General features: G+C 59.0%; 18 protein-coding genes. 8 read left to right on the forward strand and 10 right to left on the reverse strand.

The features are described from left to right. Positions 1–84 precede the first annotated feature (84 nt). Both J3362_RS11330 and J3362_RS11335 read left to right on the forward strand, forming a co-directional pair. Positions 85–1,620, forward strand: coding sequence for a phosphoenolpyruvate carboxykinase (locus J3362_RS11330; RefSeq protein WP_349519804.1), 1,536 nt, complete (start codon positions 85–87; stop codon positions 1,618–1,620). Positions 1,621–1,707: 87 nt separating this feature from the next. Beyond that, positions 1,708–1,986, forward strand: coding sequence for a hypothetical protein (locus J3362_RS11335; RefSeq protein WP_349519806.1), 279 nt, complete (start codon positions 1,708–1,710; stop codon positions 1,984–1,986). Positions 1,987–2,007: 21 nt separating this feature from the next. On the opposite strand, the gene J3362_RS11340 is transcribed toward J3362_RS11335, so the two are convergent. After that, complete coding sequence (locus tag J3362_RS11340; RefSeq protein WP_349519808.1) at positions 2,008–4,071, reverse strand: TRAP transporter large permease subunit; 2,064 nt, start codon at positions 4,069–4,071, stop codon at positions 2,008–2,010. 26 nt (positions 4,072–4,097) lie between these two features. Then, a complete protein-coding gene (locus J3362_RS11345) occupies positions 4,098–5,162 on the reverse strand; it encodes a hypothetical protein (protein WP_349519809.1) in 1,065 nt (354 codons plus the stop codon). 294 nt (positions 5,163–5,456) lie between these two features. Between J3362_RS11345 and J3362_RS11350 the strand changes: the two genes are divergently transcribed. Further along, positions 5,457–5,729 (forward strand): HU family DNA-binding protein, encoded by a 273-nt coding sequence (locus J3362_RS11350; protein ID WP_349519811.1) that lies wholly within the window; start codon positions 5,457–5,459, stop codon positions 5,727–5,729. Positions 5,730–5,771: 42 nt separating this feature from the next. Here the strand turns inward: J3362_RS11350 and J3362_RS11355 are convergent, their stop codons facing one another. The 8 genes from J3362_RS11355 to gshB all read right to left on the reverse strand — a co-directional run bounded on the left by J3362_RS11355 (position 5,772) and on the right by gshB (position 12,727). Next, positions 5,772–6,737, reverse strand: coding sequence for a putative solute-binding protein (locus tag J3362_RS11355; protein ID WP_228743866.1), 966 nt, complete (start codon positions 6,735–6,737; stop codon positions 5,772–5,774). 284 nt (positions 6,738–7,021) lie between these two features. Beyond that, on the reverse strand, positions 7,022–8,326 hold the full coding sequence (locus J3362_RS11360) for a dihydroorotase (protein ID WP_349519813.1): 1,305 nt from the start codon (positions 8,324–8,326) through the stop codon (positions 7,022–7,024). Continuing rightward, a complete protein-coding gene (locus J3362_RS11365) occupies positions 8,323–9,336 on the reverse strand; it encodes an aspartate carbamoyltransferase catalytic subunit (RefSeq protein ID WP_008175649.1) in 1,014 nt (337 codons plus the stop codon). Before J3362_RS11365 ends, J3362_RS11360 begins: the two co-directional genes overlap by 4 nt. Positions 9,337–9,363: 27 nt before the next feature. Continuing rightward, positions 9,364–9,873, reverse strand: coding sequence for a bifunctional pyr operon transcriptional regulator/uracil phosphoribosyltransferase PyrR (pyrR, locus tag J3362_RS11370; RefSeq protein WP_349519815.1), 510 nt, complete (start codon positions 9,871–9,873; stop codon positions 9,364–9,366). Positions 9,874–9,880: 7 nt separating this feature from the next. Then, complete coding sequence (gene ruvX / locus J3362_RS11375) at positions 9,881–10,303, reverse strand: Holliday junction resolvase RuvX (protein WP_008175643.1); 423 nt, start codon at positions 10,301–10,303, stop codon at positions 9,881–9,883. Next, the gene (locus J3362_RS11380; RefSeq protein WP_039882120.1) at positions 10,296–10,862 is read right to left on the reverse strand and encodes a YqgE/AlgH family protein; all 567 of its coding nucleotides are present in this window, start codon (positions 10,860–10,862) and stop codon (positions 10,296–10,298) included. Before J3362_RS11380 ends, ruvX begins: the two co-directional genes overlap by 8 nt. Beyond that, entirely contained in the window at positions 10,859–11,725 is an 867-nt protein-coding gene (locus J3362_RS11385) for an energy transducer TonB (RefSeq protein WP_349519817.1), read from the reverse strand. Before J3362_RS11385 ends, J3362_RS11380 begins: the two co-directional genes overlap by 4 nt. Positions 11,726–11,773: 48 nt before the next feature. Continuing rightward, positions 11,774–12,727, reverse strand: a complete 954-nt coding sequence (gshB, locus tag J3362_RS11390; protein WP_014578672.1) for a glutathione synthase — start codon at positions 12,725–12,727, stop codon at positions 11,774–11,776. Positions 12,728–13,024: 297 nt separating this feature from the next. On the opposite strand from gshB, the gene pilG reads away from it, so the two are divergent. The 5 genes from pilG (at position 13,025) to J3362_RS11415 (ending at position 17,472) form a co-directional block, all read left to right on the forward strand. Further along, on the forward strand, positions 13,025–13,417 hold the full coding sequence (pilG, locus tag J3362_RS11395) for a twitching motility response regulator PilG (RefSeq protein ID WP_008175635.1): 393 nt from the start codon (positions 13,025–13,027) through the stop codon (positions 13,415–13,417). A gap of 32 nt (positions 13,418–13,449) precedes the next feature. Beyond that, positions 13,450–13,812, forward strand: coding sequence for a twitching motility response regulator PilH (gene pilH, locus J3362_RS11400; protein WP_011787171.1), 363 nt, complete (start codon positions 13,450–13,452; stop codon positions 13,810–13,812). A 20-nt stretch (positions 13,813–13,832) separates the two neighbouring features. Further along, complete coding sequence (locus J3362_RS11405; protein WP_008172777.1) at positions 13,833–14,378, forward strand: chemotaxis protein CheW; 546 nt, start codon at positions 13,833–13,835, stop codon at positions 14,376–14,378. A gap of 91 nt (positions 14,379–14,469) precedes the next feature. Next, positions 14,470–16,545, forward strand: coding sequence for a methyl-accepting chemotaxis protein (locus J3362_RS11410; RefSeq protein ID WP_041645743.1), 2,076 nt, complete (start codon positions 14,470–14,472; stop codon positions 16,543–16,545). A gap of 27 nt (positions 16,546–16,572) precedes the next feature. Further along, positions 16,573–17,472 carry a CheR family methyltransferase gene (locus tag J3362_RS11415; RefSeq protein WP_349519820.1) on the forward strand — a complete coding sequence of 300 codons (900 nt, stop codon included), beginning with the start codon at positions 16,573–16,575 and terminating at the stop codon, positions 17,470–17,472. Positions 17,473–17,482: the final 10 nt, after the last annotated feature.

The following is a 17,482-nucleotide window of genomic DNA, read 5'->3' on the forward strand; positions in this document are numbered from 1 at the left end:
TGAATTGACCCGATTGCTCAGATTTCCGTCAATTTTGGGGGGCGGCCTGAGCAATCACTAAGACATCCCGAGGGCGAGGTCGAAGTGAGCAACACTTATAATGATCTGAGTACAGCACGACTGGTTGAGGTTGCACTGGCGCGTGAAGAAGGCCAGCTGGCAGCCAACGGTTCCCTGGTCGTAAAAACCGGCGACCGCACAGGCCGGTCTCCCAAGGACCGTTATATTGTCGAGGAGCCGAGTACCTCGGACGATATCCACTGGGGTCCGATCAACCGTCCTTTCGACGCTGAAAAATTCGACGCCCTCTGGGATCGTGTTGAAGCCTACATCGCCGAAAAAGACCAGTTCGTGTCTCACGTTCATGTTGGTTCCGACCCGGAACACTATCTGCCGGTCAAAATGACCACCGAGACCGCCTGGCAGAACCTGTTCGGTCGCAATCTGTTTATCCGCCCGGACAGCTACAACCCGGCCGACAAGCAGGAATGGCAGATCCTGAACGCCGCCAACTTCGAGTGCGATCCTGAGCGCGATGGCACCAACAGTAACGGCTGCGTGATGATCAACTTTGCCAAGCGCAAGGTTCTGCTGGCTGGCATGCACTACGCCGGCGAAATGAAAAAAGCCATGTTCTCCGTGCAGAACTTCCTGCTGCCGGAAAAAGACGTGCTGCCCATGCACTGCTCCGCCAACGTCGGCGAAGACGGCGAGACCTGTCTGTTTTTCGGCCTTTCCGGCACCGGCAAGACCACCCTCTCTGCCGATCCGCACCGCTTCCTGATCGGTGACGACGAACACGGCTGGGGCCCCGGCACCGTATTCAATATCGAAGGCGGCTGCTACGCCAAGTGCATCGACCTGTCCAGGAAAAACGAACCGATCATCTGGGACGCCATCCGCTTTGGTGCCATCGTTGAAAACGTGACGATTGACCCTGAGACCCGTGAGCCGGATTACACCGATGTTTCCCTCACAGAAAACTCCCGCTGCGCCTACCCGCTCGAGCACGTTGAAAAGCGTGTTATCGAGAACCGCGCCGGTGAGCCTTCGCACATCGTGTTCCTGACCTGTGACATGACCGGCGTTCTGCCGCCCGTGTCCATCCTGAGCCGCGAAGGCGCCGCTTACCACTTCCTGAGTGGCTACACCGCACTGGTTGGCTCCACCGAGATGGGTTCTTCCTCGAAACTGAAATCCACCTTCTCCACCTGCTTCGGTGCGCCCTTCTTCCCCCGTCCGGCCGGCGTTTATGCCGAGCTTCTGATGAAGCGGATGGACGAGTTTGGCAGCAAGGTCTTCCTGGTCAACACCGGCTGGACCGGCGGTCCTTACGGTGAAGGCCAGCGATTCAGCATTCCGACCACCCGTGCCATCATCGCCTCAATCCAGAATGGCGACCTGGACGACGTGGAAACCGAACACCTGCCGACCCTGAACCTGGACGTGCCCAAGCATGTTCCGGGCGTGGACACCGAGCTGCTGAACCCGCGCAACACCTGGGTAAGCCCGGACTACTACGATGGCAAGGCCCAGGAACTGATCGCCCAGTTCGTCGAGAACTTCAAGAAGTTCGACGTGGCAGATTCGATCGTCGAAGCCGGTCCGAAGCTGAGCTGAGTCGATTACGGCAAGTAAGGAAAGCGCCCTGCGAAAGCACGGCGCTTTTTTTGTATGATGGCCCAACACACTCTAGGAAACGGCTTCATGAAACAGCGTCTACGCCAGCTCTTTTCGTTTATTCTCAAACCATTGGAATCCGGAAAGGTTGGGCCCAGCTACAAAGATTCGCACCGCACCGTGCTGAATGTGGTGGGCGTCCTGTTCCTCGTTCTGGCGACGGTGTCAGCGGCTATGCTCGTTTACACCGGTAAGGCAGGCGCCTTGATTCCCGTGCTGGTTTTCTCCGGTATTGGTGGCGTGTCGTTGGTCGTCGGGACGTTGGGCTCAGATGCCGCGGTGTCGAAGATGTGGGGCAACCGCTAGCGGTCGCCCCACATCCTGTAATCAGGCGTAGAATATAAGCGGCACAAAGGCCACTAGCACCAGCGAAATCCCCATGGCAATCAGCGGCATGATGATACGCTCATGACGCTGATAAAACGTCCCCGTTTCCTGTTGCGCAGCCAGCACTTCCGCCTCTCCAACCACCTGCCGGGTCAGCAGATGGTTCAGGGCTACCGGTGGGCTCAGGTAGCCAAGTTCAAACGCCACCAGGGTCACCATCCAGAAATGGATCGGATGAATCCCGCTGGAATAGGCAATCGTGGCAACCGTGGCGGTCACCAGGATCACGGCACCGAATGCGTCCATGATCATGCCCAGGATCACCAGGATCACCACCATCAGCAGCATGGCCGACCAGGCACTGTCGAACGACTGCGGGAAAGCCTCCATCAGGTGGGCCCGCTCGATCACACCACCGATGCTGACCGACAACCCCAGCAACAGCAACAACGCACCAATTTCCGCCGTCGTATCGTTCGTGGCGCCGCGGAGACTTCGCTCCAGGCCCTGATGGTTGATCTCTCCCGAGGCTTTTCCTGACCGGTTTTTCAGGCTGACATGCTCGTACACAAGGATTGCCAGCATGATCACCGGCAGCAGCCTTGGCGCCGAGAATTCATCCATGCTCACATCCAGCGCCAGACGGTAGAACAGGACCACGGCAGCGATGACCAGAACGTAGGGAATCAGGGGTTTGAGCGCCTGCGTCATGGCCGGGAAGGCTTCAGCAGAGGGCGCCAGGTTGAATTCACTCTGTCGGTTCAGACTGAGGGCCACGATCGCGAACATGGTGGCGGTCAGCACGAACACCCAGATGCCCCAGCCAAAGAGTTCGTCAGTGGTGACTTCCCGGTTCAGGTAGGCGATCACAACCACCAGCAAGCAGGGCCGCAACACCACGCCCAGGGAACCGGACATGGCGGTCGCCGCCAGGGCCAGATGCCGCCGGGCACCCGCGGCGCGCAGCTCACTGTAGATGACGGCACCGGCCGCGATGACGAAGATGCCCGAGGCACCGGTGTAAGCCGTGGGCACCGCAGCCACCAGAACCGCGACAACCGCCAGCATTTCCGGTGGCATGCGCCAGGGCCGGAAGACATTGAACACCAGCGTGGCCAGGCGGGTCTGCTTGAGCATCATGCCCACCCAAACATACAGACCGACATTCAGGAACATGTCTGACAGTTCCATCATCTTGCCGAGATAGATACCAATCCCCGACGCGTGTCCGATCAGCGCAAAATAGGTGCCGGATATCAGACACATCACGGTATAGAGCGGAACGGCCAGGAAGGCCTTGTTCAGGCTGCCACCTTCCTCAAGATCATCAGGCACCCGGAACAGCCGGTAGAGGCTGGCCAGCGTGAGGCAGGCGAAACCGATAATCCAGAAATTGTGCAGCAACAGCTCTTCGGACGAGACCGCCGTGTCTGAACCCAGGCTGGACTGGCGAAAGATTGCGCTCGACCCCAACAGCATGGCATTGGCGATGGTTTGAAGAGTGTGGGAGACGGTGTAATCCAGCCGCGTTTCCATGGCACGCATGGCGATATGATGACGAGTGAGGGTCGCCGTGACCGCACACAGCATGACAAGGATCACGAGGATGAAACGCTGTGACTCCAGGCCAAAGGCGATCAGGTCAGCAATAAAAAGTTCGATGGCCCGATAGGCTTTCACCCCTGGTGTCAGCTGTTCACTGAGATTCTCGAAATTCTGGTGGGCCTCGCGGCAGTCAGCAACCGCTCGTTCGATGGCAAGCCGGACATCAGCCGGGTCTTTTTCCTCGGCCCCCAGCAACGCAGCCATCGGGTCATCCGTCTCGGCATCCGCCGCCATTTCTTGAGCAACTGCCGCGTCGATATCCCGGTTCGGGTCGCAGGTGGGCTGAACCGGATCCATCCGCAATTTGTAATAGCCACTCCAGAGCTGTTCACCGCCCCGAAGCATCTGGTTGTGGATGTCGCTGCTCGTGGAAAAAATAACCACCGCAAGCAATAACAGACAGGCGGGCAGCGATGAAAACCACTCCAGCCCGCTACGATGAAAACCGCCCTTCGACATAACTGATTACTCTGGGTAGGGAGTGGTTACAGCAGATCGTCCAGATCCATGGTTTCAACGGCTTCCGCCTGGTCATCCCAGAAGCTGCCCAGCTGCCCCATGGGTGTACGGTGCCCGGTGTTCTCAACCCAGAGACGGTCAGAGACCGCGACGATCATATCGGTGGCCATGGCGTCCACGAACCGCCACTGCTCATTGGACGGCGTAGTCTCAATCGATTCGGCATGATCCCGGATCACCGAACGAACCATGGCTTCGTCTCCCTTGTTCAAAGCCGCGATGGCGTGGAACACGTGGGGCAAACGCACACCCGCAACCTCGCCCTGATCGTCGGCGATGGCCAGCCGTTCAAACGCGTTCTCACCCTCGGGCTGGGCACCCGGAATCATCGCCCACACCGTTGCCCGCAATGCCATGGGCGCACCCCACCATTTTTCATTATCGAGGCAGCTTGTGGCCCGGGCGGCAATGGAGCCAACGTTCGCCGGTACGCCAATGGACGAGGTGGACTGAATCTGGGCATTAAGCGCCTGGAGGCCGGAAAGAAGACCCGCCATGTAGATGAACTCGTCCATGTCGTCATCAAAATCCGGGCATTCGCCATCGGCAGGATTGCCGTAATGGGCATTGTGGTGCTGCCAGGCCTTGTAATAGCGCCGGGCAGCAACGCTATGTGCGCGCTTCTGCCGGATCATGGCATCCTCGGCCTCATTGCCGTTCATGGCATTCAGGGCGGCAAGTGCGGCCAGCTCGTGCTCCCTGGCCTCTTCTTCGGCGCAGCCGCCGGCACTGAGGTAGAGCATCACCGCCAACTGGTCCGGCTCATTGGTAACGCGACCGAAGGACATCAGCAGTGGCGCAGTCGCCTCGCTCATGGCGCACCCCATGGCCAGATCGTTGCTTTCCATCAGAAAAGGCACCGTGTGATCCCTGGAGAAGCCCTGCATCACATCCCCGGTGGTCTTGTACATCACGTGATTCACCGCGCTGCAGCCTCCAAGGACCACACTGGCCGTGAAAGCCGCCACAAGGGTACGCACTCGACGCGCGGAAAATGGCAACTTGCGGGAGGGATTCCGGAAATGGGTCATACCTTCTTCACCTTTTGCGTTTTTTGTTCTGATGCAGTTCCGCTGCAATCGCACGGCCCGGACTCTGGCAGAGAAACCGGTTTGTTACAGTCTGTAACCAGGCACGCATTATGGCGCAGGAGGCCCCGTTTTTATGCGACCGATGCCGCAAATGACGCCAATTTACACACACCTGTGCCACCCGTTGGTTTGCACAATGGGCCGCGAGCCACTATAGATTGGAGCAACCGAGAGTCGTTGTGATTCCGGCCAGTAAAGACCGAACCCGCAGAAATACAATAAAAGGAGTATCCGATGCGCAAACCTGAACTCGCCGCGGCCATTGCCGACCGCACCGGGCTGACCCGGGAAAAGGCCAGCGAAGTGATTACCGCGTTTACCGACCAGGTATCGGCCGCCGCCTCCCGTGGCGAGGATGTCACCCTGATCGGCTTTGGCACTTTCAACATCCGCAGCCGCGAGGCGCGTGATGGACGAAACCCGCAAACCGGCGAGAGTATTCGCATCCCTGCCAGCAAGACCGTAGGCTTCAAGGCCGGCAAGGCTCTCAAAGACGAAATCCGCTAGCCGGGTACAGGCCCGCACCTGCGGGCCTGCTTTACGCCTGTATCAGGTTCCGGCGACGGAAGCACACTCGGAGCGAGTGGCATCTACCCGGCACCGAATCGCTTTCATCAACTTGATGGCCCGCTCATCGTATACACCGTCCTCCAGCAACGAGAGACGCACCTTACGCAGCATCTTGTCGTATTCAGCGGTGTCTTCCTGGGGCAACTGCATCCAGACATCTTCCGGAATTTCAGCCTCTGCCTGGGCAATAATCTCGTAGGCCTCGTCTATGCGTTTGATGGCCTGGTCACGCACCATCTGGCCGGCGGAATCCGGGAAACGGTCGCGATGAATGATTACCTGGAAATTCATATACCCGAGGGCATATTTGACCACCGCACCGTTAGGCTGAACGCCCTTGTAAAGTTCCAGTGGTGTGTAGGCGACGGCCGGGGCATAGGCCAGGTCCACGCTACCGTTGTTGAACTTGCCGGCAAAGTTGGCGGAATTGGACCCCACCACAGATGCTCCCACATGGCGAACCATCCGCACTGATGCCTGGTCGTAATCGAGGGTTGCGATCCGTTTGCCCTGCAGTTTCTCGACGGAATCGATATTGCGATCCCGGGTGTGCAGGTAGATGGCGCCCCCGGGGAATACGCCGGCGACCTCGTAGGGACCATCAATCAGGAACGGCCGGGCTTTGGGCTGGCTGAGGGTGTTATACAGCAGCCGCATTTCCTCTTCGCCGGGCACTGCGCCCATGGCTTCAAGGCTGCCCGTGAACTTGTTGAATTCCCGAGCCCGGGTGCCGGTGAGCAGCACGGCGTCGCACTGGCCCGCCTTGAAGTCCTCGGCGGCCACCTTCTCATCGGTGTAGGCGCGAAGATCCAGTTTGATGCCGTTTTTCAGGGCAACCGGCTGGAAGGTTTTGGTGATGGCAAACAGGGGACCATTGGCACCAACCGGGTCAAAAACGCAAAAGCTGCGTTCCAGAGGCTCGTTCTGTGCCTGTGCCTGACCCATCGAGGGGAATACCAGACTGGCACAGAGGGCAGCTGCCATGGCTACCCGCTGGGGGAGGTTTGCTGATTTCACGGGATGACTCCTGGTTATTATTGTCGGGCGCCGGTCTGTGAAAATGAACCGGTCAGGCCACGCTTTCCTTGGTCGACCATAGGGCGACGGCTACAAGAATACGTTGGCACAGGTGCCTGCCATCAAGGGTTTTTCAGCAAAAGGGGGGGATTCTGTGATGGTGTCGACAGAGGTTCCGCAACCCCTGCCGCACTTTGTCGCCTAAGCCGGACTCAGATAGCCGGCTTTGGCCAGGCCTTTCGACCCTCACTGAGGGTGAGCCGGACGACACCCGGCAATTCGCGATCGGTCACCGGTGCATGGCGACCGGCTGAAACCAGTGTTTTCGCGCTCGGTGTCCAGAATGCATCGAGATCAAACACACAGACATCAGCGACTTCGCCCTCAGCAAGACGGGCCGTCCGGCCAAGCACTGAGGCTGGACCGTTGGTCAGCGCACGGATCAGATCAGGCAGTGCCAGCTCATTCATCTCTACCAGTTCCAGACCCAGCGACAGCACACTCTCAATGCTCGACAGTCCCGGCTCCGTGGCTGCCATAGGCGCCTGCTTGGCGGCGGTATCATGGGGCTGATGCTGACTGACGATGGCATCGATCACACCGTCCCGAACACCGGCTATCAACGCTTTCCGATCGCTCTCGCCGCGCAGAGGAGGCCGAACATGGAAGCGGCTGTCGAAACCGGCCAAGGCCTCCTCGGTGAACACAAGCTGGTGCATGGCCACATCGGCGGTTACCGCAATGCCGCGGCGGCGGGCTTCGGCCAGCATTTCAACACTGCGACCACAGGAGAGCTGGCTCAGATGCAGCTGTACCCCGGTTTCCTCCGCCAGCAACAACATTTCCATCACCGCAGCGGTTTCCGCCACTTCCGGAATACCGAGCAGACCCAGGCGAGATGTTACCAGGCCGTCGTGGGCGTAGCCGTCGGCAGCCAGGGCCTGGTTTTCGGGACTGAACATCACCGTCAAACCAAAGGTCTGGGCATAGGCCATGCAACGGCGCAATATGCGAGCGTTGCGCACGCCCCGGGAGCCATTACCCACAGCGACACAGCCCGCTGAGGCCAGGCCCGCCATGTCGCTGAGCAGATCACCCTCGAGGCCCCGGGTGATGGCACCAATGGGCAACACCCGGATCGGCGACCGGCTGGCGGCGCCATCCCGGATCAGGTGGGTGACGGCACTGGAATCGTTCACCGGCGAGGTTTCCGGCGAGGCGCAGACCGTCGTGTAACCGCCATGAGCCGCTGCGAGGGTTTCCGAGGCAATATTGCCTTTCTGGCCATTGCCCGGCTCACGGAGGTTACAGCAAAGATCGACAAACCCCGGCGCTATGACAGCGTTCTCGGCGCTGATTGTCTCGTCGGCCTTTGCCCGGGTGGCAGCTTCGCCCATCGCGGCAATACGGCCATCCCGGATCAGCAGCGCGGTATTCTGCTGCTCCGGGCCCTGACCATCGAACAGTCGGCCTCCGGTAATCTTCAGGCTGGTTCCGGATGTGTTGACACTGCTCATGCCTGGCCCCTCTCACTCAATTTCTGCTGCCGTTCTGAAACCTGGCCACCCATGGCCATGGACATGACCGCCATCCGGATGGCGATGCCGTTGGTCACCTGGTTCAGAATGACCGACTGTGGTCCGTCGGCAACCGCCGATTCGATTTCAACGCCCCGGTTGATCGGCCCCGGGTGCATAACGATGCATTCCGGATGGGCCAACGCCAGTTTTTGCTGGTTCAGGCCGTAGAGCCGGTAGAACTCGCGCTCGCTGGGCAGCAATGCGCCTTCCATCCGCTCTTTCTGCAGTCGCAGCATGATGACCACATCCAGATCCTTCATCCCGCGGGTCATGTCGTATTCCACCGTGCAGCCGAGGCTTTCCACGTCTTTGGGAAGCAGGGTTCCCGGGGCAATGACGCGAACTTCCTCGGCACCCAGCTCGTTGAGAGCCCGGATCTGGGAGCGGGCCACTCGGGAGTGCAGCACGTCGCCAACGATAGCGACTTTGAGGCCCTCGAAACGCCCCTTGTGCTGGCGAATCGTCAGCATATCCAGCATGGCCTGCGTCGGGTGAGCGTGGCGACCATCACCGGCGTTGATGATGGCGACGCCGGGCGTCACGCTCTCGGCAATAAAATGCGGCGCACCACTCTGGGAGTGCCGGACCACGAACATGTCGCTGGCCATGGCTTCCAGGTTCAGCAGCGTGTCAGACAGGGATTCGCCTTTGGAGGTGGCCGAGGTGCTGATATCCAGGTTGAGCACATCCGCAGAGAGGCGCTTGGCCGCCAGCTCAAAGGTACTGCGGGTTCGGGTGCTGGACTCGAAAAACAGGTTTACCACGGTTCGCCCGCGAAGCAGTGGCACTTTCTTGATGGTTCGCTCACCGACCTCGATAAAGGAGTCCGCCGTGTCCAGGATGTCGGTCAGCAGCGCCCGATCCAGACCGTCGAGAGTAAGGAAATGCCGCAACTGACCATCCCGGGTCAGCTGCAAGTGGTGCGGGGAAGAGTCGTTCGCGGTCATGGGTCGCCTGTTATCCGATTCGGAGGTTTATTGTCCGGCTTCCTGAAGCTCGATACGGAGCGGGTCGGGGCCACGTAGTTTGACGCGTTGATGGGCTTCCAACGCCATTGTCTTGCCAGCAACATCCGGCTGGATGGGCAATTCCCGGGCACCGAGGTCAATCAGGGTGGCCAGTATGATACTGGCTGGACGGCCATAATCGAAGATCTCATTCATGGCCGCCCGGATCGTCCGGCCGCTCATGATGACATCGTCAATCAGGATGATGTCACGGCCTTCGGTATCGAAGGGCAGACTCGAGGGTTTCACCCGGGGATTCAGGCCGATGCGGCTGAAATCATCGCGGTAGAAGGAGATGTCCAGTTCGCCGAACGGCTCTTCGATGCCAAGGCGTTTGCTCAGGACGTCGGCCAGCCAGACGCCTCCGGTCCGTATACCGATCAGGACCGGGGATTGCACGCCCCGTTGCTGGAGCGCCTGACGCAGCCCGGTTTCCATCTGGTCAAGCAACTGATCAATATCAAGCAATGCCGTCATTCGGTCCTCACTGTTGAAAAAAGGTTTCCAGGATCAGCACCGCGGCCCGGTCATCCACTCCGTGGCGACCAAAATCACGACTGCCTCCGGCGGCCATCACTTCACCCTTGGCCTCGAAGCTGGTGAGCCGCTCGTCCACCATCTCGACCGGCACGTGGTAGCGCCCATGCAGGCGCTTGCCGAATTTGCGCGCCCGGGCACACATATCGTTTTCGGTGTCGTCCATGTTGAGGGGCAAACCGACCACGACCAGGTCCGGACGCCACTCCTCGAGCAGGGATTCAATCTGTTGCCAATCGGGGATACCGTCTCGGGCAGGAATCAGAGCCACCGGTTGGCCGGATCCAAGCAACTCCTGACCAACCGCTACGCCAATACGGCGGGTGCCAAAATCGAACGCCATGACGCGACGGCTGGCCGGTTCAGGCATGACCGACCGATTCGCTGAGCTGATTGAGATCAATGCCGATCAGCTGCAGCACCGCCTTGTAGCGCTCTTCCCAGGGAGTACGGAACAGGATGTCGGTGTTGGCCGGACAGGTGAGCCAGGCGTTGCTGCCCAGTTCCTCTTCCAGCTGCCCTTCGCTCCAGCCGGAATAGCCCAATGCCACCAGGTACTCGTCGGGACCTTCGCCACGACCAATGCCTGCCAATACATCGCGGGATGTGGTCAGCAGAACATCGTCGGTGACCTTCGCCGTGTTCTGCCAGCTGGTGCCTGGGGGATGCAGCACAAAGCCGCGTTCCGGCTGCACCGGACCACCGCTGAATACCGGCAGATCCAGCTCGCCGCCCGGCAGGTCCAGTTGTTCCAGAATTTCACCAAGGTGGATGTCCAGCGGCTGATTGATCATTAACCCCAGGGCACCGTCGTCAGAATGCTCGCAAATGTAGATCACGCCGCCATGGAAACGGGGATCAGCGAGATAGGGCGATGCCACCAGGAACTGGTGGCGCAAGCTATGGGGAGAGTGTTTTGATGCTGTCATCCGGATGTCAGCCCCCGACGCTGGAAGGACCAGGTACGTATGATTTCGAGTTCATCCACCTCTTTCCGCATTTCGTCCGGAAATGGTGCAAAAGGCGAGGCCATCCTGACTATACGGATGGCAGCATCATCCAGGACGGTGCTGCCGGAAGACTGCAGGATCGCCACTTCTTTAATGGTGCCGTCTTTCTTGAGTGACACCAGCATTCGCAGTGTGCCATAGATTCCGGCATTGCGCGCCTCGGTCGGGTAGTTGATATTCCCCACCCGCGTTACCTTGCTCACCCAGTTCTGAACGTACCAGGCGTTGGTGGACTTGAGCGTAGAGGCGGCCGTTACCCGCATCACCCTGGGTTTGCGGGCATAGGCCTGCTGCTGGGCATCGAATCGGGCCTCAAGGCTGGCAATTTCCAGGCTGCGCTCCATCAGGCTCTTTTTCTCGCGAACCGGCAGAGGTTCCTCTTCCGGCCTGGCGCGCTCTTCAGGCTGGCGAACCTTCTGACTGGAAGAACTTTCGGTCTGAACTACCTGCTTTTCCTGACGTGGCTGCGGCTCGGTTTGCGCAGGAGGCTCGGGTTGAACCTGTGCCACCTGCGGCTGGCTCACCTCCGCCGGTTGCGGGGTGGTCATTTCCCGAACCTCTTCCTCGGTACCACTGCCCTTCTGACTGGTCTGGGCCAGGAAATCCGCCTTCTCCGGAGCTTCCTCATCGTCGAACTGGGACAGGGTGATTTCCATGGTCTGGGCAGAGGAGCGGGGCGGTTCAGGCGCAAAGGTGATTCCCAGCACCACGATGGCGTGCACCGCCAGCGCCATAAACAGGGTGAAGGAAAACCGGTCGAAGTCGCTTACCTGAACTGCCATTCCTGATATGGATCCTGTCGTTATACCTGCCCGGCCGCCATCACCGGATTATGCCTGGCCCAGACGCTTCGCAATCGCGTCCATCAATAAGCCACCAATATCGATCCCGAAGGCCGCATCGAGCTCCCGGATACAGGTCGGGCTGGTGACATTGATTTCGGTAAGGTAGTCACCGATGACATCCAGGCCCACAAAAATGAGGCCCTTCTCTTTGATCACCGGGGCAACGCGTTCGCAGATCTCACGATCCCGCGCGGTCAGTTCACGACCTTCACCCCGGCCGCCGGCGGCCAGATTGCCCCGATTCTCGCCATGGGAGGGTATTCTCGCAAGTGAATAGGGTACCGGTTCACCGTCGATCAGCAGGATGCGCTTGTCGCCATCGCTGATTTCGGGGATGTATTTCTGGGCCATGGCCTGGTGCGTGCCATAGTTGGTGAGGGTTTCGATGATGACACCGAGATTGAAATCGTTTTCCCTGATACGGAAGATCGAATGACCGCCCATGCCGTCCACCGGCTTCATGATGACATCGCCGTGTTCGGCGTAGAACTCGCGGAAGCGACTCGCCGAACGGCTGACAAGTAGTGGCGGCGTCAGGTCGGTAAACTGCGTGGCGAACAGCTTCTCATTGCAGTCGCGCAGCGTGGACGCCGGATTGACCACCAGAGCGCCCTGCTGCTCGGCCGCCTCCAGTATATAGGTGGCCATCAGGAACTCCCGGTCTACCGGCGGGTCCTTGCGCATGAGGATGACATCAAGATCTCCCAGCGCCCGGTCCTGGGACGGCCCGAAGCCGTACCAGTTTTCCGGATCCATGTGCACAGTCAGGTCACGGGTGTGCGCCATGGCACGGCCACCGTCCAGGTACAGGTCGGGGAGCTCCATGTACTCGATTTCCCAACCGCGTTTCTGGGCAGCCAGCAACATGGCCAGTGAGCTGTCTTTCTTGAAGTGGATATCTTCAATCGGATCCATCACGATCCCGAGTCTGACGGTCATGGGCGTTCCTGCACTCCTGAGGGTTAAAAACACGAACCGGTCTGCAGAGCGGACCAGACATTAAGTGCTATGCTTTGAAATCAGATGGTATTGTACCCGAACTGCAAATGCATCCGGAGAAATCCTCAGTCAGTTACGTGACGTTGCGGGCAGTAGTACATTTGGTCACAAACTAATACTTTTTATCCGGCCATTGATAATCTATAAATGAGCGGGGTTTATAGAAGAACCTTAAGGTTTGTGTTAAAACCCCCGTTTTAAAATAACGACAGTCGCTGAGCGCAAGGCAGTTGGACAATGGATGACAACTTCGAGAACTTGAAGATCATGGTGATCGACGACAGTAAAACCATACGTCGCACCGCAGAAACCCTTCTGAAAAAGGTCGGCTGTGAGGTCATCACCGCGACTGACGGCTTTGACGCTCTTGCCAAGATTGCCGATTCACAGCCGGACATCATTTTTGTCGATATCATGATGCCCCGCCTGGACGGCTACCAGACCTGCGCACTTATCAAGAACAATTCCTCCTTCAAAAAGACGCCGGTTATCATGCTCTCCAGCAAGGACGGTCTGTTCGACAAGGCCAAGGGCCGCATCGTCGGCTCGGACCAGTATCTGACCAAACCGTTCAGTAAGGATGAGCTGCTTAATACCATCCGCCAGTATGTTCCACAGGCGGAACAGTAAACCTGCTGCCCCCAAGAACTATCGAGGAAACCATGGCCCGCATTCTTATTGTTGACGATTCCCCTACCGAGGTTAAGAAAATCTCCACGATCCTGGAAAAGCATAAGCACGAGGTGCTTACAGCTGACAACGGCGCAGACGGCGTTGCCAAGGCTCGTGCAGAGACCCCGGACCTGGTTCTGATGGATGTGGTTATGCCCGGCCTGAACGGCTTTCAGGCAACCCGCCAACTGACCCGCGCCCCGGAAACCGCGTCCATCCCGGTCGTCATCGTAACCACCAAGGATCAGGAAACTGACCGCGTTTGGGGCACCCGACAGGGCGCCAAGGGTTACCTGGTCAAGCCGGTTAACGAAGACGACCTGATCAAAACAATCAACAGTCTGATTGCCTGATCCCCAACCGTGGAGTAAGCATGTCCGCCCAGGCCGCCCCTTTTGCCGTTCTGACGGATATCGCCGCGCGCAGCCGGTCGCTGGCTGCCGGCCTGCCGGAACAACAGCAAGCCGTTGAGCTGTGGAACGGCATCGGCTTCGTTCTCGCAGGCGAACGGTACGTTGCCCCCATGGGCGAAGTCACTGAAATCCTCCACGTCCCCCGGTTTACCCATATACCGGGGGTTCGCCCGTTTTTGCTTGGCGCGGCCAATGTTCGCGGCCGCCTCCTGCCCCTGGTTGATCTTGCCGGCTTTTTCGATATTCCCCGCTCTTCCCGTAGCCAGCGGGAACGGCGCGTGCTGGTGGTAGAGCAGGGTGACATTTTCAGCGGGCTGGTAGTCGATAGTGTGCTGGGCATGCAGTATTTCGCAACTGACAGTTTCAAGGATTCGCCCGAGGGCGTGCCTGAAAACGTTCGACCGTTTGTCTCAGGCGGTTATGAACGCAACGAGGAAGTCTGGAAAGTGTTTTCGGCCGTCGACCTGCTCGAGGACGAACGATTTCTTGACGTCGCACAGTGGTAAGGGTGGTGACAATGGCAGGAACATCACCCTGACCGCCTGAAACCCGAAAAAACAAACTTGCCAATTTCTTGAAGAGGCCGGGAGCCAGAAAATGAAGAACAGAGCCGGAAGACTCAGTATGGGACAGGGAGGCAACAAGCTGGTTGCCGGCCTGATCGCCGCACTGATCGCACTCACTATCCTGCTCGTTGTGGTGCTGTTCATTATCAATACAGACAGCCAGAACGATCAGGAATACATCGCCAACACCGCCGAACTGAGGGTGCTCTCTCAGGAGATTGCGAAGAACGCGACCGAGGCTGCCGGCGGTACCGCCGAGGCCTTCAACCAGCTGCGCCGCTCCCGTGACGAATTCCAGCAGCTCTGGACCAACGTAACCGAGGGCAATCCGGAAACCGGCCTGCCGCCGAGTGAACTGGCCCAGCAGAGTGGCGTTCAGGAAAACTGGAACACCGTGCGGGAAAACGCCGACAGCATCCTCTCCACCCAGGATGCGGTGCTCGGCCTCCACGAGGTTGCCCGGACCCTGAACGAAACCATTCCGCAGCTGCAGGTTGAGTACGACGATATCGTACAGATCCTGCTCGACAACGACGCACCCGCCGAGCAGATCGCACTGGCGCAGCGTCAGTCACTCCTGGCGGAGCGGATTGTTCGCTCGGTTAACAACGTACTCTCCGGTGACGAAGACGCGGTTATTGCCGCGGACCGTTTCGGTCGTGACGCGAGCCTGTTCGGCCGAGTGCTTGAAGGCCAGCTGAACGGCAACCCTGCCATGGGGATCTCCCAGGTAAATGACGAAGACGCCATCTACGGCCTCGAAGCTGTCGATGAACTGTTCCAGTTCGTTTCCCAGAACGTAGACGCAATCCTTGAAGCCTCTCCCGACCTCTTCAAGGTTCGTACTGCTGCCAGCGACATCTTCCAGAATTCCGAGATCCTGCTTTCCGAACTCTCTGTACTGGCCGAGAACTTCCGGACCCAGTCCGGCTCACGTCTGGTCAGCCCGACTCTGGCCTTCGCGATCCTGGCCGCCATGGTTGCCATTGTTGTGTTTATCGGTCTGGCCCTGTACCGCGAAGCCCAGGCCCGACTGGCTACTACTCAAGAGCAGAACGAGCAGAACCAGAACGCGATCCTGCGACTGCTGGACGAACTGGCCGACCTGGCTGATGGTGACTTGACCACCGAGGCCACGGTAACCGAGGACTTCACCGGTGCCATCGCCGACTCCATCAACTACGCGATCGACCAGATGCGCGGACTGGTACAGGCGATTCGTGGTACTGCCGTACGGGTAGCGTCAGCGGCTCAGGAAACCCAGGCCACTGCGATGCATCTTGCCGATGCTTCCGAGCACCAGGCCCAGGAAATCGCCGGCGCCTCCGCTGCGGTGAACGAGATGGCCGTGTCCATCGACCAGGTATCCTCGAACGCTGCCGAGTCCTCCGCGGTTGCGGAGCGGTCGGTTGCGATCGCGAAGAAAGGCGCGGAAGTGGTACAGAACACCATCCGCGGCATGGACAACATCCGTGAACAGATCCAGGAAACCTCCAAACGTATCAAGCGTCTGGGTGAATCTTCCCAGGAAATCGGTGACATCGTATCCCTGATCAACGACATCGCCGACCAGACCAACATCCTGTCCCTGAACGCGGCGATCCAGGCCTCCATGGCCGGTGACGCGGGCCGGGGCTTCGCGGTTGTTGCGGACGAAGTACAGCGACTGGCGGAACGCTCTTCTGCAGCAACCAAGCAGATTGAAGCGCTGGTTAAGACGATCCAGTCGGATACCAACGAAGCGGTTATCTCCATGGAACACACCACCGCCGAGGTGGTCCGTGGTGCCCGTCTGGCCCAGGACGCGGGTATCGCCCTCGAGGAAATCGAGAACGTATCCATGTCTCTGGCGGAACTGATCCAGAACATCTCCAACGCCGCACGTCAGCAGTCCTCGTCGGCGGCGCACATTTCCAACACCATGAACGTTATCCAGGAAATCACGTCCCAGACGTCTTCCGGTACCAACGCAACAGCGAAGTCTATCGGTAACCTGGCAGAAATGGCGTCCGAGCTTCGGTCCTCCGTTGCAGGCTTCACTCTGCCGGAAGAAGACGTGGCTGATCACGAGGAAGAGGAAGACAGCGACGTTCCGGTGGTGGGCTGATTTCCGCTCCAGGGCTGTTGACGGTTTATGGCACAAATGCATAACAACCTGTCACCTGCCGAGGGCATCTGGTCACTGCGCCGACTCCCGGATATGGACGAGGCGCAGTTCAGCCAGTGGCAAACCCTGCTGGAACACCGAACCGGTATGACCCTGTCGTCCGAGCGCCGTTCGTTTCTGGAAACGAACCTTGGCATCCGGATGCGGGAAATCGGCTGCAGCAGCTATCAGGCCTATTACGAAAAGATCGTATCCGGGCCGGATGCGATCAGGGAATGGTCAACGCTGGTGGACCGGCTCACTGTCCAGGAAACCCGGTTCTTCCGGGATCCCGACGCTTTCCGGCTGGTATCCGACTATGTCCTGACACGGCCTCGGGAACAGCTGAAGAAGCGCCCCCTGGAGGCCTGGAGTGTCGGATGTTCTACCGGGGAAGAGCCCTACACCCTGGCCATGGTGCTGAATGAATGCATGGAGCAGCTGGCATTGCAGCCTCTGTTCGGTGTCACCGGTTCTGACATCAGCAAGCCGGTGATCGAGAAGGCCCGGAACGGTCAGTTCAATCCCCGCAAACTGCTGGGAATGGACGAGGAAATGAAAGCCCGGTATTTCCGCCCGGCCGAGCGGAATACCGTAGAAATCGTGAACAGCATCCGCGACAGGGTGTGCTTTACCAGACTGAATGTTCTGGACCTGAACAAGGCACCCATGCACGGTATGAACATCATTTTCTGCCAGAATCTGCTGATTTATTTCCGCCGCTGGCGCCGGCGGGAAATTGTCAAGCGACTTGCAGAGCGGCTGGCGCCCGGGGGGTTGCTGGTACTGGGCCAGGGAGAGCTGACCGACTGGCAGCCTCCAGGGTTACAGAGAGTCCCCTCGGAACATGTGCTGGCGTGGATCAAACGCCAGACTGACGAAGAATAACCGGAGTGGT

Source organism: Marinobacter sp. NFXS11 (genome assembly GCF_040148675.1).
GTDB lineage: Bacteria > Pseudomonadota > Gammaproteobacteria > Pseudomonadales > Oleiphilaceae > Marinobacter.